Genomic DNA, 15507 nt, shown 5'->3' on the forward strand with positions numbered 1-15507 from the left:
ACGACAGGGGGAGCGATTTCGCCGATGCTGACTTACTTGGCAAGACGGCTTTTTGTAATGGTGCCAACACTGATCATGATCAGTGTGCTGGTATTCGTGATCATTCAGCTCCCGCCGGGCGATTTCCTAAGTACCTATCTGAACGAACTTCAGGCCCAGGGCGAAGCAGTCGACCCCGCAAAGATCGAATTTCTGAAGCGGCAATACGGCCTCGATCAGCCGATCTATGTCCAGTATGTGGAATGGGCATGGGGGCTACTGCATGGTGATCTTGGCTTTTCGTTTGAATATAACCTGCCGGTAACCGATGTGGTTGGTGACCGCCTTTGGCTGTCGATGGTGCTGAATTTCAGCACCGTGATTTTTATCTATATCGTCAGTTTTCCGATCGGGATTTATTCGGCGACCCGCCAGTATAGCTGGGGCGATTACGGTTTTACCCTGTTAGGGTTCCTTGGCCTTGCGATGCCAAACTTTCTGTTTGCGCTGATCCTGCTTTATTATGCGAATGTCATTTTCGGTACATCGATCGGCGGCTTGATGGACCCGGAATTCATCAATCAGGGTTGGTCCTTTGCCAAGATCATGTCAGTTGCGGAGCATCTTTGGGCACCTGTCGTCGTGATCGGGACATCGGGTACGGCTTCGATGATCCGTCGGTTGCGTGCAAACCTTCTTGATGAACTGAGCAAGCAATATGTTGTTACCGCACATGCCAAGGGACTGTCGCCAACCAAGGTTCTATTCAAGTATCCGCTGCGGATGGCGCTGAACCCGTTTATTGCGGACATCGGTAATATCCTGCCGCAGGTGGTATCAGGATCGGTTCTGGTGTCTGTTGTGATGTCCTTGCCGACAACAGGTCCGATGCTGCTCGCTGCTCTGCAGAGCCAGGACATGTATCTGGCGGGCTCGTTCCTGATGTTTCTGGCACTTCTGACTGTGGTCGGGATGTTCATATCCGATGTCTTGCTGGCCTGGCTTGACCCCCGCATTCGTTTGCAGGGAGGTGTGATGAAATGAGCACGGACAGCAACAAGCGCAACGAACATTACGTCGATGCGACACCGTTCGATCCATGGGATCGCGAAGCCCTGACACCGGAACAGGAAAAATACTATCTGGCATCACAGTGGCAATTGATGTGGTGGCGACTTAAACGCCATCGGTTGGCGTATTTTTCGCTGATCATTCTGGCCATCATGTATGCGTCTGTGCTGATTGTTGAGTTCATCGCACCCTATGCGCAAGAAAGCAGAAATTCAGAATTCATTCATCATCCGCCGCAAGGTATTCATCTGTTCCATGATGGGAAATTTGTTGGTCCGTTTACCTATGGCACCGATTTCTCGGTTGATATGGAGACGCTCAAGCCGACTTATGTTGTCAATAAGGACCGCGTAAACCCCATCAGGTTTTTCTGCTCAGGCGATGAATATGCGTTCTGGGGGATGGTCGATATGGATTTCCATTTCGTCTGTCCGGCAGATGATGGAACGCTGTTTATCTTTGGTACGGACCGACTGGGGCGAGACATGTTTTCGCGCATTATCTATGGCGCGCGCGTTTCACTGACCATCGGACTTGTCGGTATATCGGTCAGCTTCCTTCTTGGTGTCCTGATCGGCGGGGCGGCTGGGTATTACGGTGGCTGGGTTGACGCAACAGCTCAGCGCACCATCGAGGTCATCCGGTCACTACCGGAAATCCCGCTCTGGATGGCGCTTTCCGCAGCCTTGCCGGTAACCTGGAGCCCGGTTCTGATCTATTTCGGGATCACCATCATTCTCGGCCTTATTGACTGGACAGGGCTTGCCCGCGCTGTGCGTTCAAAGCTCCTTGCCCTTAGGGAAGAAGATTATGCATTGGCGGCACGCCTTATGGGGGCAAAGCCAAAGCGTATTATTGCCCGCCATCTTTTGCCGAACTTTGCAAGCCATCTGATTGCGTCTGTAACACTTTCCATTCCAAACATGATCCTTGGTGAAACGGCGCTAAGCTTCCTGGGACTGGGATTGCGCGCGCCGGTAACCAGTTGGGGAGTTCTTTTGAACGATGCCCAGAATATCAACGCCGTGGCGGTTTATCCGTGGCTGATGTTGCCGGTGGTACCGGTTGTGATCGTGGTGCTGGCGTTCAATTTCCTCGGTGACGGGCTGCGTGATGCGGCCGATCCCTATAAGAACTGATTCTGCGATGACTTCGGCCATCCCGAGACTTGAAACAGATCGTCTGATATTGCGTGAGATCTCGATTGCAGATTGGCCAGAATATCGGTCTATGTTGATGTCCGAACGCGCCATTCATATGGGCGGCCCGTACTCATTGGCCGGTGCTTGGGGAATGTTCTGCGCGGATACCGCGCAATGGTCGCTGTTTGGTGTCGGAGCATTGATGATTGATGAAAAATCAACGGGGCTTTGTGTGGGTCAGGTCGGCATCAATCATGGACCACTTTTCCCTGAACACGAACTGGGTTGGCTGCTTTATCAAGATGCCGAAGGACGCGGAATAGCGACCGAAGCCGCTATTGCCATGCATGCATGGGCCTTTGGTGTCCGCAAATTGACGACACTCGTCAGCTATATTGCGCCCGATAATCATCGATCCATCGGGCTTGCCATACGGCTTGGCGCAGTCCTCGATCATGATGCACAACGTCCCGATCCCGAAGACCTCGTCTTTCGGCATCAGGCTCCTTAACGCATCCTTACTTTTTACGTAGCCACAAACTGGTTTCATGCGCGCTGTCAGGCAGGTGGATGCCGTTGGCAATTGATTTTTCAATCAGTCCGCCAAGTCGTGTCGTCGCATAGGCGCTGGACCACAAGACTTCAAACCCGTTACCGGCAAGAAGCGATGCAACGCCTTGTTGCTCGTTATATCCGCGCCACTGCCAGATTTCCGGATAGTCATCGGGAAGCGTGATGTCATGGATATGGATGATGGTACCGCTTGGTAGAACCGGGATGACAGTTGAAAACAACAAGTCAACATCTGTACCAGGCATCAGGATATGGCTCGAATCAATCGACAGAATGTCCGATCCTGCAAGCCTTGCGAATACGGCCGGATTGGCCTTTTGTACGATGGTTCGTTCAATCGTGATTGGAAGTTTTGCAATATCGGCACGCGGGGCGGGATCAATGGCGTGGAAGTCGGTGGCAAGTTCGCCGTCGCGGATGGCACGATGATAAAACCGTGTTGAATGTCCTGAACCGATTTCAACGATACGGTTCGGGCGGAATTCACGGGTAAAGACATAGGCCATCATACCGTCAAGGCGCGGAAACCAGCTTTGTTGCCAGCGCGGTTCAGGTGGTGTTGCGTTGCCGAAACTTGCGAAGGCATCCTGGTACTGTGCGGCCTTGGTCAACCATGCCTTCATGGTTGGCGCGGCCTGTTCCATCATGGTTTCGATGGCGGGATATGTCGGGTGACCCACTGCCTTTTGTGTTTCACTGGCATAGCGATAGGGGATGAAATAGCCCGCCGGTTCTTTGCCAAAAAGCGTTTTCAAACCAAGTTTCCAACGGCGCATTCTGCGTGAGAACGGCATGGCAGTCATATTTTCAGTCCCTTTGGTTCGTCGGTTTGAATGTAGATGAAACTCTTGAGCTTTAAGGCATCAATCACAAAAAGTCTGATCTTCACCGCGCCAGCTTCGCATGAGCCAGAATGAAAATGCCAGTGCAATTCCCGACAGTGCGGCCATGAAGTAATAGGTGTGCGCACCAAAGCTTTCATATAGCGGACCGGATGCCCAGATACTGCTGCCAAGGAACACGCCCATTGATAGTGTCGCCATCAGGCTTTGGGCTGATGTCGCAAGCTGTTGGGGGATGGCGCGGGCGATGAAGCTTACTGCGGCCAGATGGGTGATGCCAAATGTCATGGCATGGAGTGGCTGAACAAGGAAGATCAGCCAGACATTGTCGCTGGAACCCAGAACGATCCAGCGAAGGACACCGGCCATTGCGCCAAGTGCAAACAGAATGCCCGGATGACGTCCGCGTACAAACCGTCCGGCAATGGCAAACAAAACGATCTCGGCTGCAACACCAATGGACCAGAATGTACCGATCATTTCATGGGAATAACCAACCGATTCCCAATGGACAGAGGCAAAGCTGTAATAGGTGCCATGCGAACCTTGGGCAAATCCGATGCAGCCAAGGTAAATCAGGAATACCGGCTTGCGCAAAAGATAGATCAGCGAAGACCCGGACCGAAGCGGACGGTCTGTTTGCGGGTCCGGCATGCGGGTGGTGATCGCGAAATTGATGATCCCGGCAATGAACAACATCCAGACGATCCATTCAACGGATGTTCCGTCAAGCACCCAGCCCGCGCCGTAGGATGCCAGAATAAAGGCCAATGACCCCCAAAGCCGCACCCGGCCATAGTCGAGTTGCCGGGCCTTGCATTCGTGAACTGTAATCGTGGTTCCAAGCGGCAAAAGTGGCGAGAACGTAAAACCAATGACCACAGAAAGGGCTGCGAGCCACCAGAAGTTGCTTGAAACCGGAAAGGCCAGAATGGAAACGACATAAATACCCGCAAGCCACATCATGGGGGTTTTGCGGTTGCCAGTACGATCCGCACGCTGCGCGATCAAGGGATCTGCAAAAACACGTATCCAGTTGGGCAGTGACAAAAGTATCCCAATCTCACCGGCTGACAATCCCTGCGCCTTGAGCCAAACCGGCCAATAGGGCAGGAAAACCCCCTGTACCAGAAACAGGCCCGAGAAAAACAGGGCAAGAGTGGTCGCGGTTCTAAAGCGTTCCGGATCTTTGTGCGGATAAGCTACCGAACTGTTCATACAGAGATTTGTCGACGTTTGAGGCCACGGATAATAAAGCGCGCAGGATGCACCGCGTGCATCAGGGATTTTTCCAGTGGCAGGGGCATAGCGCAAATCTCGCTGGCAAGAATTTCGGCGGCAAGCGGGGCACCTATCAGTCCGCGTGCCCCAAATCCCGTACAGATATACACGTCTTTGTGGTAGGGCGCACCGATATATCGCGCACCTTTTTTGCCTTTGTCGATATCGTGATAGGCCGCAAGATAACGATCAAAATCCGGTGCTGGTCCGATCAGCGGCAAGTGATCAGCCGTTGTTGTCCGCAATGATGCGCGACCATCAAGCACTTCAGATGAAAGTTTCTCAGCCAGTACAGGAAATATTTTTCCTAACTGATTGATATTATGTGCATGATCTGCTTCGCGCAGGTCGGTCTGATCATCGTCGCGACCAAAGGTTGCCCCGATCACATGCAGGCCGTTTCGTGCTGGCGTGAGATAGCCCTTATAGCTGACAACACAACCGATATTGGCGTTCTCATAGCTCTTTGATACCAGCTCTTCCGGGCAAAAACTGATCTGGCCGCGTACCGGATTTAAGTGATCGCCAAGCCATCTGGTTTGCTCCAGCTGGCTGGTCTCAAGGGCACCTGCGATAACGACGGCATCAAACGTGCCAAACGCGCGCCCGTCTGCTGTCAGCAGCATTTTTCCGTCCGGGTCGTCGACAATTGCGCTAATCGCCGTTCCAAGCTGACAGGTGATATTGCTGGTCAGGGCCCGAACCAGGGAAGGTGGATGGACCCAACCGGCAGACGGGTAAAAAACACCATCCACCGGAACCGGCAGGCCTAGAATATCGCGCGCTTCGTCACGGGTCATCGGGCGAACCAGATCAGGTTTATCTTTCAGGCGTGCGACCAAACCATCCAGTCGTTCGCGCTTGCGCGGACTGGTCGCCAGATCAAGAACGCCGCAGAAATCCGCTTCTACCTCGCCGCGCTCGGCCATAGGTTTGATTTTTCGATGACTGTATCGATAACCAGCCTCGTAAAACCGCCCCATGATCGCGTGATCAACGGTCAAATATGGTTCAAGCATACCAATCGGGTTGCCTGACGCGGCATTGGCCAGCTGGTCATGCTTTTCAAACAGTGTCACGTCGCATCCGCGATGGTGTAGTGCCTCGGCACAAGCTGCACCCGCCATGCCACCACCAATGATCGCAACCGACTTTGTGGTACTTTTCCGGGGAAGATTGAACCATGGATCGTCGGCAATCTCGTATTTGCCGGTATCCTCATTTACGGCGTCATCGTTCGACGTCAGACAAGCAGTGATCATGTCGCGCTTATAGGCATATCCCTTGCGCTTGCTGATGATAAAGCCCGCACTTTCCAGCCCGTCACGGGCAATGCGCGCCGCAGTAAAGGTCGCAAGTGTCGCGCCATTCGGGTTGGACGCGCAGGCAAGGGCAGTAAACAGGGAAGGGTGCCACATATCGGGGTTGCGAGATGGTGCAAAACCGTCAAGGAACCAGCAATCAATATTGCCCTCATACCCCGACCAGCATTCAATCGCATCGCCAATCAAAAGGGTCAGGCTGACCGCTCCATGACCAAGAATAAAACGGTGCACCCCCGGAAGCATCGTTTCGCGTGGCCATATCTCACAAAGCTCTGCTGACAATTGGCGGAGTTCCGGCCAATTGTTATGGGCCCGGATCATGTCTTCACGTGACAACGGGTACTTTTCAACCGAGACAAAGTGAAGCCGACCGGATCGATCAGAGTCCTGTGTCCAGCATTGCCAAGCAGCAAGAAAGTTCAGGCCGGTTCCGAAACCCGTTTCACCAATGCTGAAGTTTTCTTTGCCTTGCCAGGCCGACGGAAGATTGTTGCCCTCAACAAAGACATATCGCGTTTCAGAAAGACCGTCTTTGGGATTGTAATAGACATCGCCAAAATGCGGTGAAAACGGAACATCTCCGTCCCGCCAGGTTATCTCGCCCGCTTCGGGAATGGTGTCATCAGGTGCGATGGCATCATCATCGGCCGTCATGCAGACAGCGCCTCGTCATCAAGTTCGGGCACCAGTGCAAGTGCTTCGCGCACTACCTCTGTACCCGCACCTTTGCGATGGGCGTTCTCGCTAAGGTACCGACGCCATTGTTTGGCACCGCGCATTTGCTGGAACAGGCCAAGCATGTGGCGGGTGACATGACCGATCGTGGCGTTTTCTTCGGTCAGGTGCTGTTCGATATAGGGGATCATTGCTTCAACCACCTGATGGCGGGTCAGCGGTTTGACGTCATCACCATAGAAACGTCGATCCACATCAGCCAGAATATAAGGGTTCTGATAGGCTTCTCGCCCGATCATCACGCCATCGACATGCTCAAGATGTTGCTCTGTTTCATCAAGCGTCTTGATGCCACCATTGATCAGGATTTCAAGTTCGGGAAAATCCTGCTTCAGTCGATAGACCAGCTCGTATTTCAGCGGCGGGACTTCGCGGTTTTCCTTGGGCGAAAGACCGTTGAGCCATGCCTTGCGGGCATGAACGATAAAGGTTTTGCAGCCCGCATTGGCGACAGTTTCGGTAAAACGCTTCAGCGACGGATAATCCTCCTGATCATCAATGCCGATACGGTTCTTTACCGTTACCGGCGCGTCACTGGCTCCGATCATCGCTTTGACGCAATCTGCGACAATGTCGGGCGTCCCCATAAGACAGGCACCAAAAGCACCGTTCTGGACGCGATCAGACGGGCAGCCGCAATTCAGGTTGATTTCGTCATAGGCATAGCCATTGGCGATTTCACATGCGCGTGCCAGATCATCGGGATCGCTGCCGCCAAGCTGAAGGGCAATCGGATGTTCGGCGTCGTTATACCGCAAATGCCGCTCGACCCCGCCATGAATGATGGCGCCGGTTGTGACCATTTCGGTATAGAGCAACGTATGACGACTGATCTGCCGCAGGAAATAGCGATCATGCCGGTCCGTCCAGTCCATCATCGGGGCGACGGAAATACGTCGATTAACAGTCATGTGTTTGCCGTTTGTCATCAAACTGGGTGAATGAGGTTGCCGTATTCAAATCGCGGTCTTTATATATGTTCCGGGATTTAGGGTCAAAACCGATTGCGAGATGCATGGCTGCATCCCGGCGATAATAATTTACAGGAATAGATATGGTCACGATTTACGGCATCAAGAACTGCGACACGGTTCGCAAGGCTCTCAAATGGTTCGATGCGAAGGGTGTTGAGAACAAGCTCCATGATTTTCGCACAGATGGCATTGATGCAAAAACCATCGAAGGCTGGCTGGACGAAGTCGGTGGCGCCGTCCTTATTAACAAGCGCGGTCCGAGCTATCGCAATCTCACGGATGCTGACAAGGCAACGCTTGAACAGGGTGGAGCAGCCGCCTCAGCCATTCTTGCTTCCAATCCGACCGTGATCAAACGTCCGGTGGTGGATTTCGGTGCGACCCGCACGGTGGCTTATGATGAAAAACGCTGGGCTGAACTGGCTGGTCTTTGAGGATGTCTGACATGACAAAGCCGGTTGTTCGGGGTGTCATTTTTGATTGCGATGGTGTCCTGGTCGATACCGAAACCCTTGCTTGTCGTGTTCTGACCGAACAGCTGTGCGAATATGGCTGCGACATGGACATGACCAAGACCCATGATCTGTTCATTGGCGGAACCCTTGCAATGGTACCGCCAAAGATGAAAGAACTTTTTGATATTACCTTGCCGGATGACTGGCTTTCGGAATGTTATCAGCGCACATTTGTTGCCTTTCGCAATGATCTTGAACCGTTTGCCGATCTGGCACCAATCCTTGATTTTCTGGATCATCACAACATCCCGATGGCGGTTGGCAGCAACGGACCGCATGACAAGATGGATGTTTCACTGGGCAAGGTCGGGATCAAGGATCGTTTCGGTGACCGGATCTGTTCGGCACATGATGTCGCAAATGCCAAACCGCATCCGGATGTCTATTTGCTTGCTGCGGAAAGGATGCGTCTGCCGATCACCGAATGCATCGTTGTCGATGATAGCCAGAATGGTGTTCGGGCGGGGGTGGCATCCGGGGCGACAACAATCGGGCTTGTCGACATTACACCAGCCAGTTACCTGAGTGATGCCGGTGCACATTTCATCGCCAATGATCACCGGGAACTTCATGATTTGCTTAAAAGCTGGATTGCCGGGCACTAGGTTCTGACAGGTTTTCAAAACCAAAGCGGGTCATCTTGTCTTGGTAAGGTGACCCGCTTTTTTGTTCAAAAGACCACGTTATTCGCCGATGACGATCCCTTCGCGTCGGGGATCGGCACCGCCGATCAATCCGCCGCCGGTGATCATAATGGCGTGAATGCCGGAATTGAGGTCCTGCACACTGGTTTTGTAACCAAGTGCTTCCAGCTCGGGTTTCAGGGTCTCGGCAGATGTCCCGGCCTCGATGTCAAAAGTGCCAAAGCGATTGACAAGGTGCGGCATGCTGATCGCTGCTTGCGGATGCATTTTCCAGTCGATCATCGCGATGATTGACTGTGCGACATAGCCGATAATCCGCGATCCACCAGGTGATCCCGTGACGATGACCGGTTTGTTGTCTTTCATGACAATGGTTGGTGCCATCGAAGAACGCGGACGTTTGCCTGGTTCAAGCCGGTTGGCAATGGGAACGCCTTCCTTGTGACTGCGAAACGAGAAGTCGGTGAGCTCGTTATTGAGCATAAAGCCATTAACCATCAGCCGAGAGCCGAAGCCATTCTCGATTGTTGTCGTCATCGAAACCACGTTGCCGTATGTATCGACGATGGAAAAATGGCTGGTACTCGGGAACTCGATAGCCTCGTCATCAGCAAGGTTCATTGCATGACTAAAGGATGGCATGCCCGCATCCACACTCTCAAGTGCTGTGGTGCTTTCAAGCAGCTTTGCACGCTCAGCCAGATAGGTTTTATCAAGCAAACCGGTCAGCGGCATCGGTACAAAGTCGATATCGGCCATGTACCGCCCGCGATCAGCAAAGGCGAGGCGCGACGCATCACCAATCAGGCGCCAGCTTTCAGCAGAGTCGGGGCCAAGTGATGCAATATCAAACGGCTCGATAAGGCCAAGGATTTGCCCGACGGTCAGTGCACCCGACGATGGTGGCCCCATTCCGCAGACGTCATAACCACGGTAATCTGCACAGACCGGCTTGCGTTCCCTGATCTGATAAGTGGCAAAATCACGCAGCGACAGAACACCGGGGTTCCAGGTTGCACCCTTGACCTTGTCAACGATGTCACGGGCAATTGTTCCGAAATAGAAATTTTTCGTACCGTTCTGCGCAAGGTCACGCAAGGTTGATGCATAGTGCGGGTTTCTGAGCAAAGTCCCGGCCGCAAGTGGCGCACCAGCATCATCAAAGAAGTAGCTTTTTGCCGTAGGATCGCGAGACAGCTTTTCCTGATCGGCAGCGATCAGGGATGCCAGACGCTCCGAAACTTCAAATCCGTTATCTGCACGGGTGATCGCAGGGGAAAGCAAAGCGGGCCATTCCAGTTGCCCCCATTTTTCATGTGCGGTCTTGAGAAGGGCCGGGGTTCCCGGCGTGCCGACAGATCGTCCGCCGACGACGGCGTCATAGAATTTAAGAGGTTCCCCGTTCTCATCCTGAAACAGGATGGGGGTTGCATCCATTGGTGCCGTTTCGCGGCCATCAAGGGTGGTCAGCGTGCCGTTTGTCGCATCGTAATATACAAGAAAAGCTCCCCCACCAAGGCCGGAGGATTGCGGTTCGACAAGTCCAAGCATTGTTTGGACGGCAACCATGGCGTCAATTGCGTTTCCGCCCTGACGCAAAATGTCTGCACCGGCCCGGACCGCAAGGGGATTGGCTGCGGAAATCATCCAGTTTATTGATTGAACGGAGCTGCGAAGGGCCGTTTTTGTTGTGCTATTTTCTGGTGCAATTGCATCTGTTGCCTGCTGGGCACTTGCCGATACTGCACCAAGCGAAACCAGACCGACAAATGCGATGGCCCAAAATGCAGTGGAATTCCTGATCATGTGGGGCATGTCATCAACCTTTGTTCTTGTTAAGGTTGATCATGCTCCCAGAAAAAACACGCAATTGAAAGCCATCGTTTGATGCAATGCGTAAATCAGAAAACGGGAAATTACCCGTCAGGCGGCAGTCTTGTTGCCTTTACTGCGCTGCTGGCTGACCAGTTTGACCTGAAGCCATTCAAGCATGGTGTCGGCAACCTGCTCCCAGTTCTTATCAAGCATCATTGCGTGATGGATATCGTCAACAAGCGCGTAGTCCGCATGGTATCGTTTGGCTGTGTGATGGATCAGTTCACTTTGGATGATTTCGTCATCGCGGGCGCCGATCACGAGCATAGCCGGTGCCTGTTCCGGTGACAAAAAGATCGGATTGGCCCCCATCATATCGAGCAGTGCTCTTTGACTTTCAGTTTCAAGGCGGCCGAAATAGATCATGCCTTCGTCTTCGGCAATATCAGGCGACAACATCGCGCGTCCGAGACGTTCACGCAGGAAAGTATGGGGCCCGATGGCTTGAAGCCATGCCATATGGAAATAAAGGTCCGGTTGTGCCATTGCCATCATTGCATTGCTCGCAATAAGGCCTTCCGGTGGAACGGACGCCATCAGAATGGCGGCCTCGGCACTATGATTTTCAAGATATTTCTGGATGATATAACCACCCATGGAATGACCGATCAGAACCGGCGTCTGTCCAAGCGTATCGACCACTTCTTCAAGATCTTCGACATAATCATCGATCGAGGCCAGACTGCGCAATTGTCTGCCACCACTGCCGCCATGTCCGCGCAGGGAAAACGAGACAGTTTCAAATCCCTTTTCGGCAAACCAGGTCAGGAAATGCTCGTTCCAGCACCAGGCACCGGTAAAGGCTCCATGGACAAAAACAAGCGGATGTTTGCTTTTTGGTTTGCCCGTCGGACTGCGACGGAAAATTTCCAGTTCTGGACTCATGATAGGTCTCCTAAAGGAAACAGGACCAGCGTTCGAAAAGTCGTGGTGGAAAATTCTGAGATCATGTTCGCACATGCAGCATGGTTGTGTCTATCATGATGTGTCATTGGGTGAGCTTGCTGCAAGAGATTGTCAGTCGGGGGTTGTTTGCTTATGATTGCGCGCGGGACAGCAGAGTCATAACAGGGCAGCGTAAAAGTTGCCGGTTTGCATAAAAACAACAGCGCAACAAAAAGCACGGGTTCATGATTAAATTATCTGTCGTTGGCATTTTTGCCGACCTTGACGAAGACGCTCTTGGGGACGTTGAACGTCATATCAATCGCAAGACATATGCTGCGGGTACCCAGATTATTGAACCCGAGGCGGACAGTTCCGACGTTTATCTGATCCTGTCGGGCAGGGTGCGTATTGTGAACTATTCGCTTTCCGGTCGTGAAATAACGCTTGAGGAAATCGGTGCCGGGGGATGTGTTGGTCAATTGTCAGCAATTGATGGTGAACCACGATCAGCTTGTGTGTTTGCAGTCAGCAATACCGATGTCGGTATTCTTAGTCCGTCCAATTTCGAGAAGGTCGTTAAAAGCCATCCGTCTGTAGCATGGAATGTGATTACCGAGCTGGCGCGTATTGTGCGCACCTCGACCCGACGCATTGTCGATGTTAGCACGCTTGGTGCGAACGAGCGCGTCATTGCCGAAATTCTGCGTCGCGCCCAAAAGGTTTGCGATAGTGACGGAGCAGCAATCTTGGCCCCGGTGCCGGTTCATTCCGAAGTCGCCGGCCGCGTCAGCACCTCGCGCGAGACCGTTGCGCGCGTCATGGGAAGTCTTGCGCGCAAGGGGTTGGTGACCAAAGAAGATAACGGGCTGCATGTTCCTGATGTTCGTCGCCTTGAAGAGTTTCTAAGTGAATCCATTCACTAGAATTGGCAAAACACCGGCCAATAAAACTCTTCCGAACCTGAAATGTTGCCAAATGAATGATATTTTTGGGGAATTGTGACGGCTGTCACAGAATTGGGAAATATCCAAAGGTACTAATAATCTTGTGACGAGCATTTCGATGGCTCGGCACATCTCCCCCAAGAGAGTTTACTGGCCGTACTTTTTAGTACGGCCATTTTTTTTGCGTTTTCGCATGGCGATAGCAAGCATCGCGGATTAGTCTGTGCCGATATTTCAAATGCATATCGCAGAAAGAGGACCGGGCAATGCGATTATCGATAATCATGGCTGGATTGAACGGCGCCGTGGGGGTGGCCATCGGGGCATTTGCGGCCCATGGGATGGCAGGAAGCGAAATGGACTATGCCAGAAGCCTTGTTGAAAAGGGTGCGCACTATCAGCTTGTTCACGCTGTTGCGCTGGCCGCTATTGCCGGATTGGTTCACCATGTCCCGGACGAGAAGTTTTTGCGGTTCGCTGCCTATGCCATGCTCGTCGGCATCCTGTTCTTCTGCGGGTCGCTCTATGCCATCGCCTTTAGCGGAGTGACGCTATTTGGAGCTGTTGCACCGATTGGTGGTCTGTCATTCATTGCGGGCTGGCTGATGCTTGCCGCTGCGGGCTATCGTCGTTTCGGTCGATAGACAGGCAAGAGGGGGCTCAAAGCTCGTTTCCATGGCGCACAGATAAAAAAGACGTGTCCCGAAGGACACGTCTTTTTTTAAATCTTCCGGTAATCAGATTCCGAAGAACCAAATTACTTCATTTTCGCTTCTTTGAACACGACGTGCTTACGCACGACCGGGTCGTACTTGCGAAACTGGAATTTCTCGGTGGTATTCCGCGGGTTCTTCTTAACAACATAGAAGTAACCGGTATCTGCGGTGCTTACCAACTTTACGAGGATCGAAGCGGGCTTCGCCATGTCTCTGCATCCTGTGTTCAGGTGTATCTCAGGCGGCGGAACATAAAGGTTATCGCCAGAGTGTCAAGCCATTTTGGCAAAAAAGAATGCATTTTTAATTCGCATCAAAAGTATCGGCGATTTCCTGTTGTCCGACAAAGGCGAGATTCTTGTAATCAGGGCTGTTTTTCAACAATTCCAATGCTACTTTGACGTCAAATTCTTCACTGCGATTGCTTGCCGGACAAACATTGCGAAGTTCACGGCGGTTTTTTTCGTCGCGGTAATCAAGGCTCCGCCATTTCACCATCGTACTGGCCGTCTGATCACGCTGCGAAAGGGCGGTCGAGACCTGATGCCCTGGTGTGTCATCTTCACCCGACTGCGTGCAGATGGCCGGGAAAAGACCGATTCTGTCAAATGTATAACCAGACGGGGCTGTCATGCGTGACCAGGTAAAGGTAAGGGTGCCGTGATTGGGCAAATCATTGATGGCCTGAACCGATCCCTTGCCAAAGCTTGTTGAGCCAACCAGAACAGCACGGTTTCTGTCCTGAAGGGCTGCGGCAACCAGCTCGGCCGATGATGCGGTTCGCCCGTCAATCAAAACGATCAGTGGTGCCCCCTTGGTCAAATCATCTGTTTCCGCCCGAAAGGTATGACGTGCTGCGGTGACGCGTGAAAATGTATTGCCAATCGGTCCGTTCTCCAGAAACAGATCGGCAACAGCAACACCCTGTTGAAGCAACCCGCCACGATTTCCGCGCAGATCAAGGATGACCCCCTTGAGCCCGCCGTCATAAAGCTGCGCCTTGAGGATATTGTCCCCCAAAGTGCTTGCCGTTGCACTGTTAAAGCTGGTCAGACGGGCAATCAGGATGTTGTCCCGGATTTCTGCAAAAACCGTCCGGTCAATCACACGTTCGCGGACGATTTCCATCGGAGTAATAGTCCGGTCACCGGCAGTATTCACGTCAATGATCACTCTGCTGCCTTCCTCGCCATGAAGCAGCTCGGCAGCATATTGGCTGGTCTTGCCATACATGTCTTCGCCGTTAACCGTAACGATCTGGTCCCCGGGATGAAGGCCTGCCTTTGCAGCCGGGCTTTCGGGATGAACAAGTTTCACTACCGGATAGCCGTCACCACCGATCAGGCGAATTCCGATACCGATATAGCCATCGCGGCGATTGCGGGCTGTTTCGGCCTGTTTGGGGCCTTCGTAGCGGCTGTAGCGGTCCAGGTTGCGGATGGCACCGCTGACAAGGGCAGCCTGTACGTCAGATGTCTGGCTGTTGCGCAATACTGGGGAATAGGCCCGATAGGTACCAAGCCCGCGCAGGGTGATTTCGGACCAGATCTGGGTGCCTTCGGCACTTGTCTGGTCATAGTTGGTCTGCGGCAGGGCAATGGTCTGAACCGTTTTGCCATCATATTGCAAAACGAGGTCATCAGGGGTGATGCCGACACGGATGTTGTCATCAATTTCCGAAAGACCATCAAGCGTATTGACCAGAATTTGATCGCGGCTGATGGGATCAATGTAGCGCGTGGCGACCAGTTCGATGGTCTGTGTGACGAGTTCGCGTGTTTGCGGATCGTCAGGGGCAGTTATCCCTGCCACCTGAGAGGTGCCGCAAGCTGCTTGTAACAGACAAAGGCCAAGCGTAGCCCCGATACGCCGCCACTGGCTTAAGCCGTTATTCAAGGGGAGATAATCGATCCGGGGCAGGCCAAAGATGACCAAGCGAAACATCCGATCAGTTCATAAAAGCCAATACGCCTAATTCTAAGCGAAAAGGTACGGAATAGCCA

General features: G+C 52.7%; 15 protein-coding genes. 7 read left to right on the top strand and 8 right to left on the bottom strand.

Going from position 1 to position 15507, the window contains the following annotated elements; genetic code table 11:
• Positions 1 to 24: 24 nt before the first annotated feature.
• The 3 genes from ACTU44_RS11600 to ACTU44_RS11610 are packed head-to-tail and all read left to right on the top strand — an operon-like array spanning position 25 to position 2703.
• The gene (locus ACTU44_RS11600; RefSeq protein WP_114097678.1) at positions 25 to 1023 is read left to right on the top strand and encodes an ABC transporter permease; all 999 of its coding nucleotides are present in this window, start codon (positions 25 to 27) and stop codon (positions 1021 to 1023) included.
• A complete protein-coding gene (locus ACTU44_RS11605) occupies positions 1020 to 2189 on the top strand; it encodes an ABC transporter permease (RefSeq protein WP_114097679.1) in 1170 nt (389 codons plus the stop codon). Before ACTU44_RS11600 ends, ACTU44_RS11605 begins: the two co-directional genes overlap by 4 nt.
• 7 nt (positions 2190 to 2196) lie before the next feature.
• Complete coding sequence (locus tag ACTU44_RS11610) at positions 2197 to 2703, top strand: GNAT family N-acetyltransferase (protein WP_462095458.1); 507 nt, start codon at positions 2197 to 2199, stop codon at positions 2701 to 2703.
• A gap of 7 nt (positions 2704 to 2710) precedes the next feature.
• Here the strand turns inward: ACTU44_RS11610 and ACTU44_RS11615 are convergent, their stop codons facing one another.
• The 4 genes from ACTU44_RS11615 to dusA are packed head-to-tail and all read right to left on the bottom strand — an operon-like array spanning position 2711 to position 7859.
• Positions 2711 to 3568 carry a class I SAM-dependent methyltransferase gene (locus tag ACTU44_RS11615; protein WP_462095459.1) on the bottom strand — a complete coding sequence of 286 codons (858 nt, stop codon included), beginning with the start codon at positions 3566 to 3568 and terminating at the stop codon, positions 2711 to 2713.
• 60 nt (positions 3569 to 3628) lie between these two features.
• A complete protein-coding gene (locus tag ACTU44_RS11620; RefSeq protein WP_462095460.1) occupies positions 3629 to 4825 on the bottom strand; it encodes an MFS transporter in 1197 nt (398 codons plus the stop codon).
• Positions 4822 to 6867 carry a bifunctional tRNA (5-methylaminomethyl-2-thiouridine)(34)-methyltransferase MnmC2/FAD-dependent 5-carboxymethylaminomethyl-2-thiouridine(34) oxidoreductase MnmC1 gene (gene mnmC / locus ACTU44_RS11625; RefSeq protein ID WP_462095461.1) on the bottom strand — a complete coding sequence of 682 codons (2046 nt, stop codon included), beginning with the start codon at positions 6865 to 6867 and terminating at the stop codon, positions 4822 to 4824. The genes ACTU44_RS11620 and mnmC overlap by 4 nt, the downstream gene beginning before the upstream one ends.
• A complete protein-coding gene (gene dusA, locus ACTU44_RS11630) occupies positions 6864 to 7859 on the bottom strand; it encodes a tRNA dihydrouridine(20/20a) synthase DusA (RefSeq protein ID WP_114097787.1) in 996 nt (331 codons plus the stop codon). The genes mnmC and dusA overlap by 4 nt, the downstream gene beginning before the upstream one ends.
• A 143-nt stretch (positions 7860 to 8002) precedes the next feature.
• Between dusA and ACTU44_RS11635 the strand changes: the two genes are divergently transcribed.
• Together ACTU44_RS11635 and ACTU44_RS11640 are read left to right on the top strand one after the other, a co-directional pair.
• Complete coding sequence (locus tag ACTU44_RS11635) at positions 8003 to 8356, top strand: ArsC/Spx/MgsR family protein (protein WP_462095462.1); 354 nt, start codon at positions 8003 to 8005, stop codon at positions 8354 to 8356.
• Positions 8357 to 8367: 11 nt separating this feature from the next.
• Positions 8368 to 9042, top strand: a complete 675-nt coding sequence (locus tag ACTU44_RS11640; RefSeq protein WP_462095463.1) for an HAD family hydrolase — start codon at positions 8368 to 8370, stop codon at positions 9040 to 9042.
• 78 nt (positions 9043 to 9120) lie between these two features.
• On the opposite strand, the gene ggt is transcribed toward ACTU44_RS11640, so the two are convergent.
• Together ggt and ACTU44_RS11650 are read right to left on the bottom strand one after the other, a co-directional pair.
• A complete protein-coding gene (ggt, locus tag ACTU44_RS11645) occupies positions 9121 to 10887 on the bottom strand; it encodes a gamma-glutamyltransferase (RefSeq protein WP_462095464.1) in 1767 nt (588 codons plus the stop codon).
• Positions 10888 to 11004: 117 nt separating this feature from the next.
• The gene (locus ACTU44_RS11650; RefSeq protein WP_336080756.1) at positions 11005 to 11841 is read right to left on the bottom strand and encodes an alpha/beta hydrolase; all 837 of its coding nucleotides are present in this window, start codon (positions 11839 to 11841) and stop codon (positions 11005 to 11007) included.
• A gap of 245 nt (positions 11842 to 12086) precedes the next feature.
• Between ACTU44_RS11650 and ACTU44_RS11655 the strand changes: the two genes are divergently transcribed.
• Complete coding sequence (locus tag ACTU44_RS11655) at positions 12087 to 12767, top strand: Crp/Fnr family transcriptional regulator (RefSeq protein ID WP_114097687.1); 681 nt, start codon at positions 12087 to 12089, stop codon at positions 12765 to 12767.
• A gap of 305 nt (positions 12768 to 13072) precedes the next feature.
• Positions 13073 to 13432, top strand: a complete 360-nt coding sequence (locus ACTU44_RS11660) for a DUF423 domain-containing protein (protein ID WP_462095465.1) — start codon at positions 13073 to 13075, stop codon at positions 13430 to 13432.
• Between the two features lie 113 nt (positions 13433 to 13545).
• Here the strand turns inward: ACTU44_RS11660 and rpmG are convergent, their stop codons facing one another.
• Complete coding sequence (gene rpmG / locus ACTU44_RS11665) at positions 13546 to 13713, bottom strand: 50S ribosomal protein L33 (RefSeq protein WP_008890790.1); 168 nt, start codon at positions 13711 to 13713, stop codon at positions 13546 to 13548.
• A gap of 94 nt (positions 13714 to 13807) precedes the next feature.
• Positions 13808 to 15448, bottom strand: coding sequence for a S41 family peptidase (locus ACTU44_RS11670; protein ID WP_462095466.1), 1641 nt, complete (start codon positions 15446 to 15448; stop codon positions 13808 to 13810).
• Positions 15449 to 15507 lie beyond the last annotated feature (59 nt).

The organism is Thalassospira sp. SM2505, from assembly GCF_054901115.1.

Coding starts and splice junctions, on each gene's coding strand:
- ACTU44_RS11640 (WP_462095463.1), top strand. CDS start 8,368: ATGACAAAGCCGGTTGTTCGGGGTGTCATTTTTGATTGCGATGGTGTC.
- ACTU44_RS11600 (WP_114097678.1), top strand. CDS start 25: ATGCTGACTTACTTGGCAAGACGGCTTTTTGTAATGGTGCCAACACTG.
- ACTU44_RS11620 (WP_462095460.1), bottom strand. CDS start 4,825: ATGAACAGTTCGGTAGCTTATCCGCACAAAGATCCGGAACGCTTTAGA.
- rpmG (WP_008890790.1), bottom strand. CDS start 13,713: ATGGCGAAGCCCGCTTCGATCCTCGTAAAGTTGGTAAGCACCGCAGAT.
- ACTU44_RS11635 (WP_462095462.1), top strand. CDS start 8,003: ATGGTCACGATTTACGGCATCAAGAACTGCGACACGGTTCGCAAGGCT.
- dusA (WP_114097787.1), bottom strand. CDS start 7,859: ATGACTGTTAATCGACGTATTTCCGTCGCCCCGATGATGGACTGGACG.
- ACTU44_RS11615 (WP_462095459.1), bottom strand. CDS start 3,568: ATGACTGCCATGCCGTTCTCACGCAGAATGCGCCGTTGGAAACTTGGT.
- ACTU44_RS11660 (WP_462095465.1), top strand. CDS start 13,073: ATGGCTGGATTGAACGGCGCCGTGGGGGTGGCCATCGGGGCATTTGCG.
- ACTU44_RS11655 (WP_114097687.1), top strand. CDS start 12,087: ATGATTAAATTATCTGTCGTTGGCATTTTTGCCGACCTTGACGAAGAC.
- ggt (WP_462095464.1), bottom strand. CDS start 10,887: ATGATCAGGAATTCCACTGCATTTTGGGCCATCGCATTTGTCGGTCTG.
- ACTU44_RS11610 (WP_462095458.1), top strand. CDS start 2,197: ATGACTTCGGCCATCCCGAGACTTGAAACAGATCGTCTGATATTGCGT.
- mnmC (WP_462095461.1), bottom strand. CDS start 6,867: ATGACGGCCGATGATGATGCCATCGCACCTGATGACACCATTCCCGAA.
- ACTU44_RS11650 (WP_336080756.1), bottom strand. CDS start 11,841: ATGAGTCCAGAACTGGAAATTTTCCGTCGCAGTCCGACGGGCAAACCA.
- ACTU44_RS11670 (WP_462095466.1), bottom strand. CDS start 15,448: ATGTTTCGCTTGGTCATCTTTGGCCTGCCCCGGATCGATTATCTCCCC.
- ACTU44_RS11605 (WP_114097679.1), top strand. CDS start 1,020: ATGAGCACGGACAGCAACAAGCGCAACGAACATTACGTCGATGCGACA.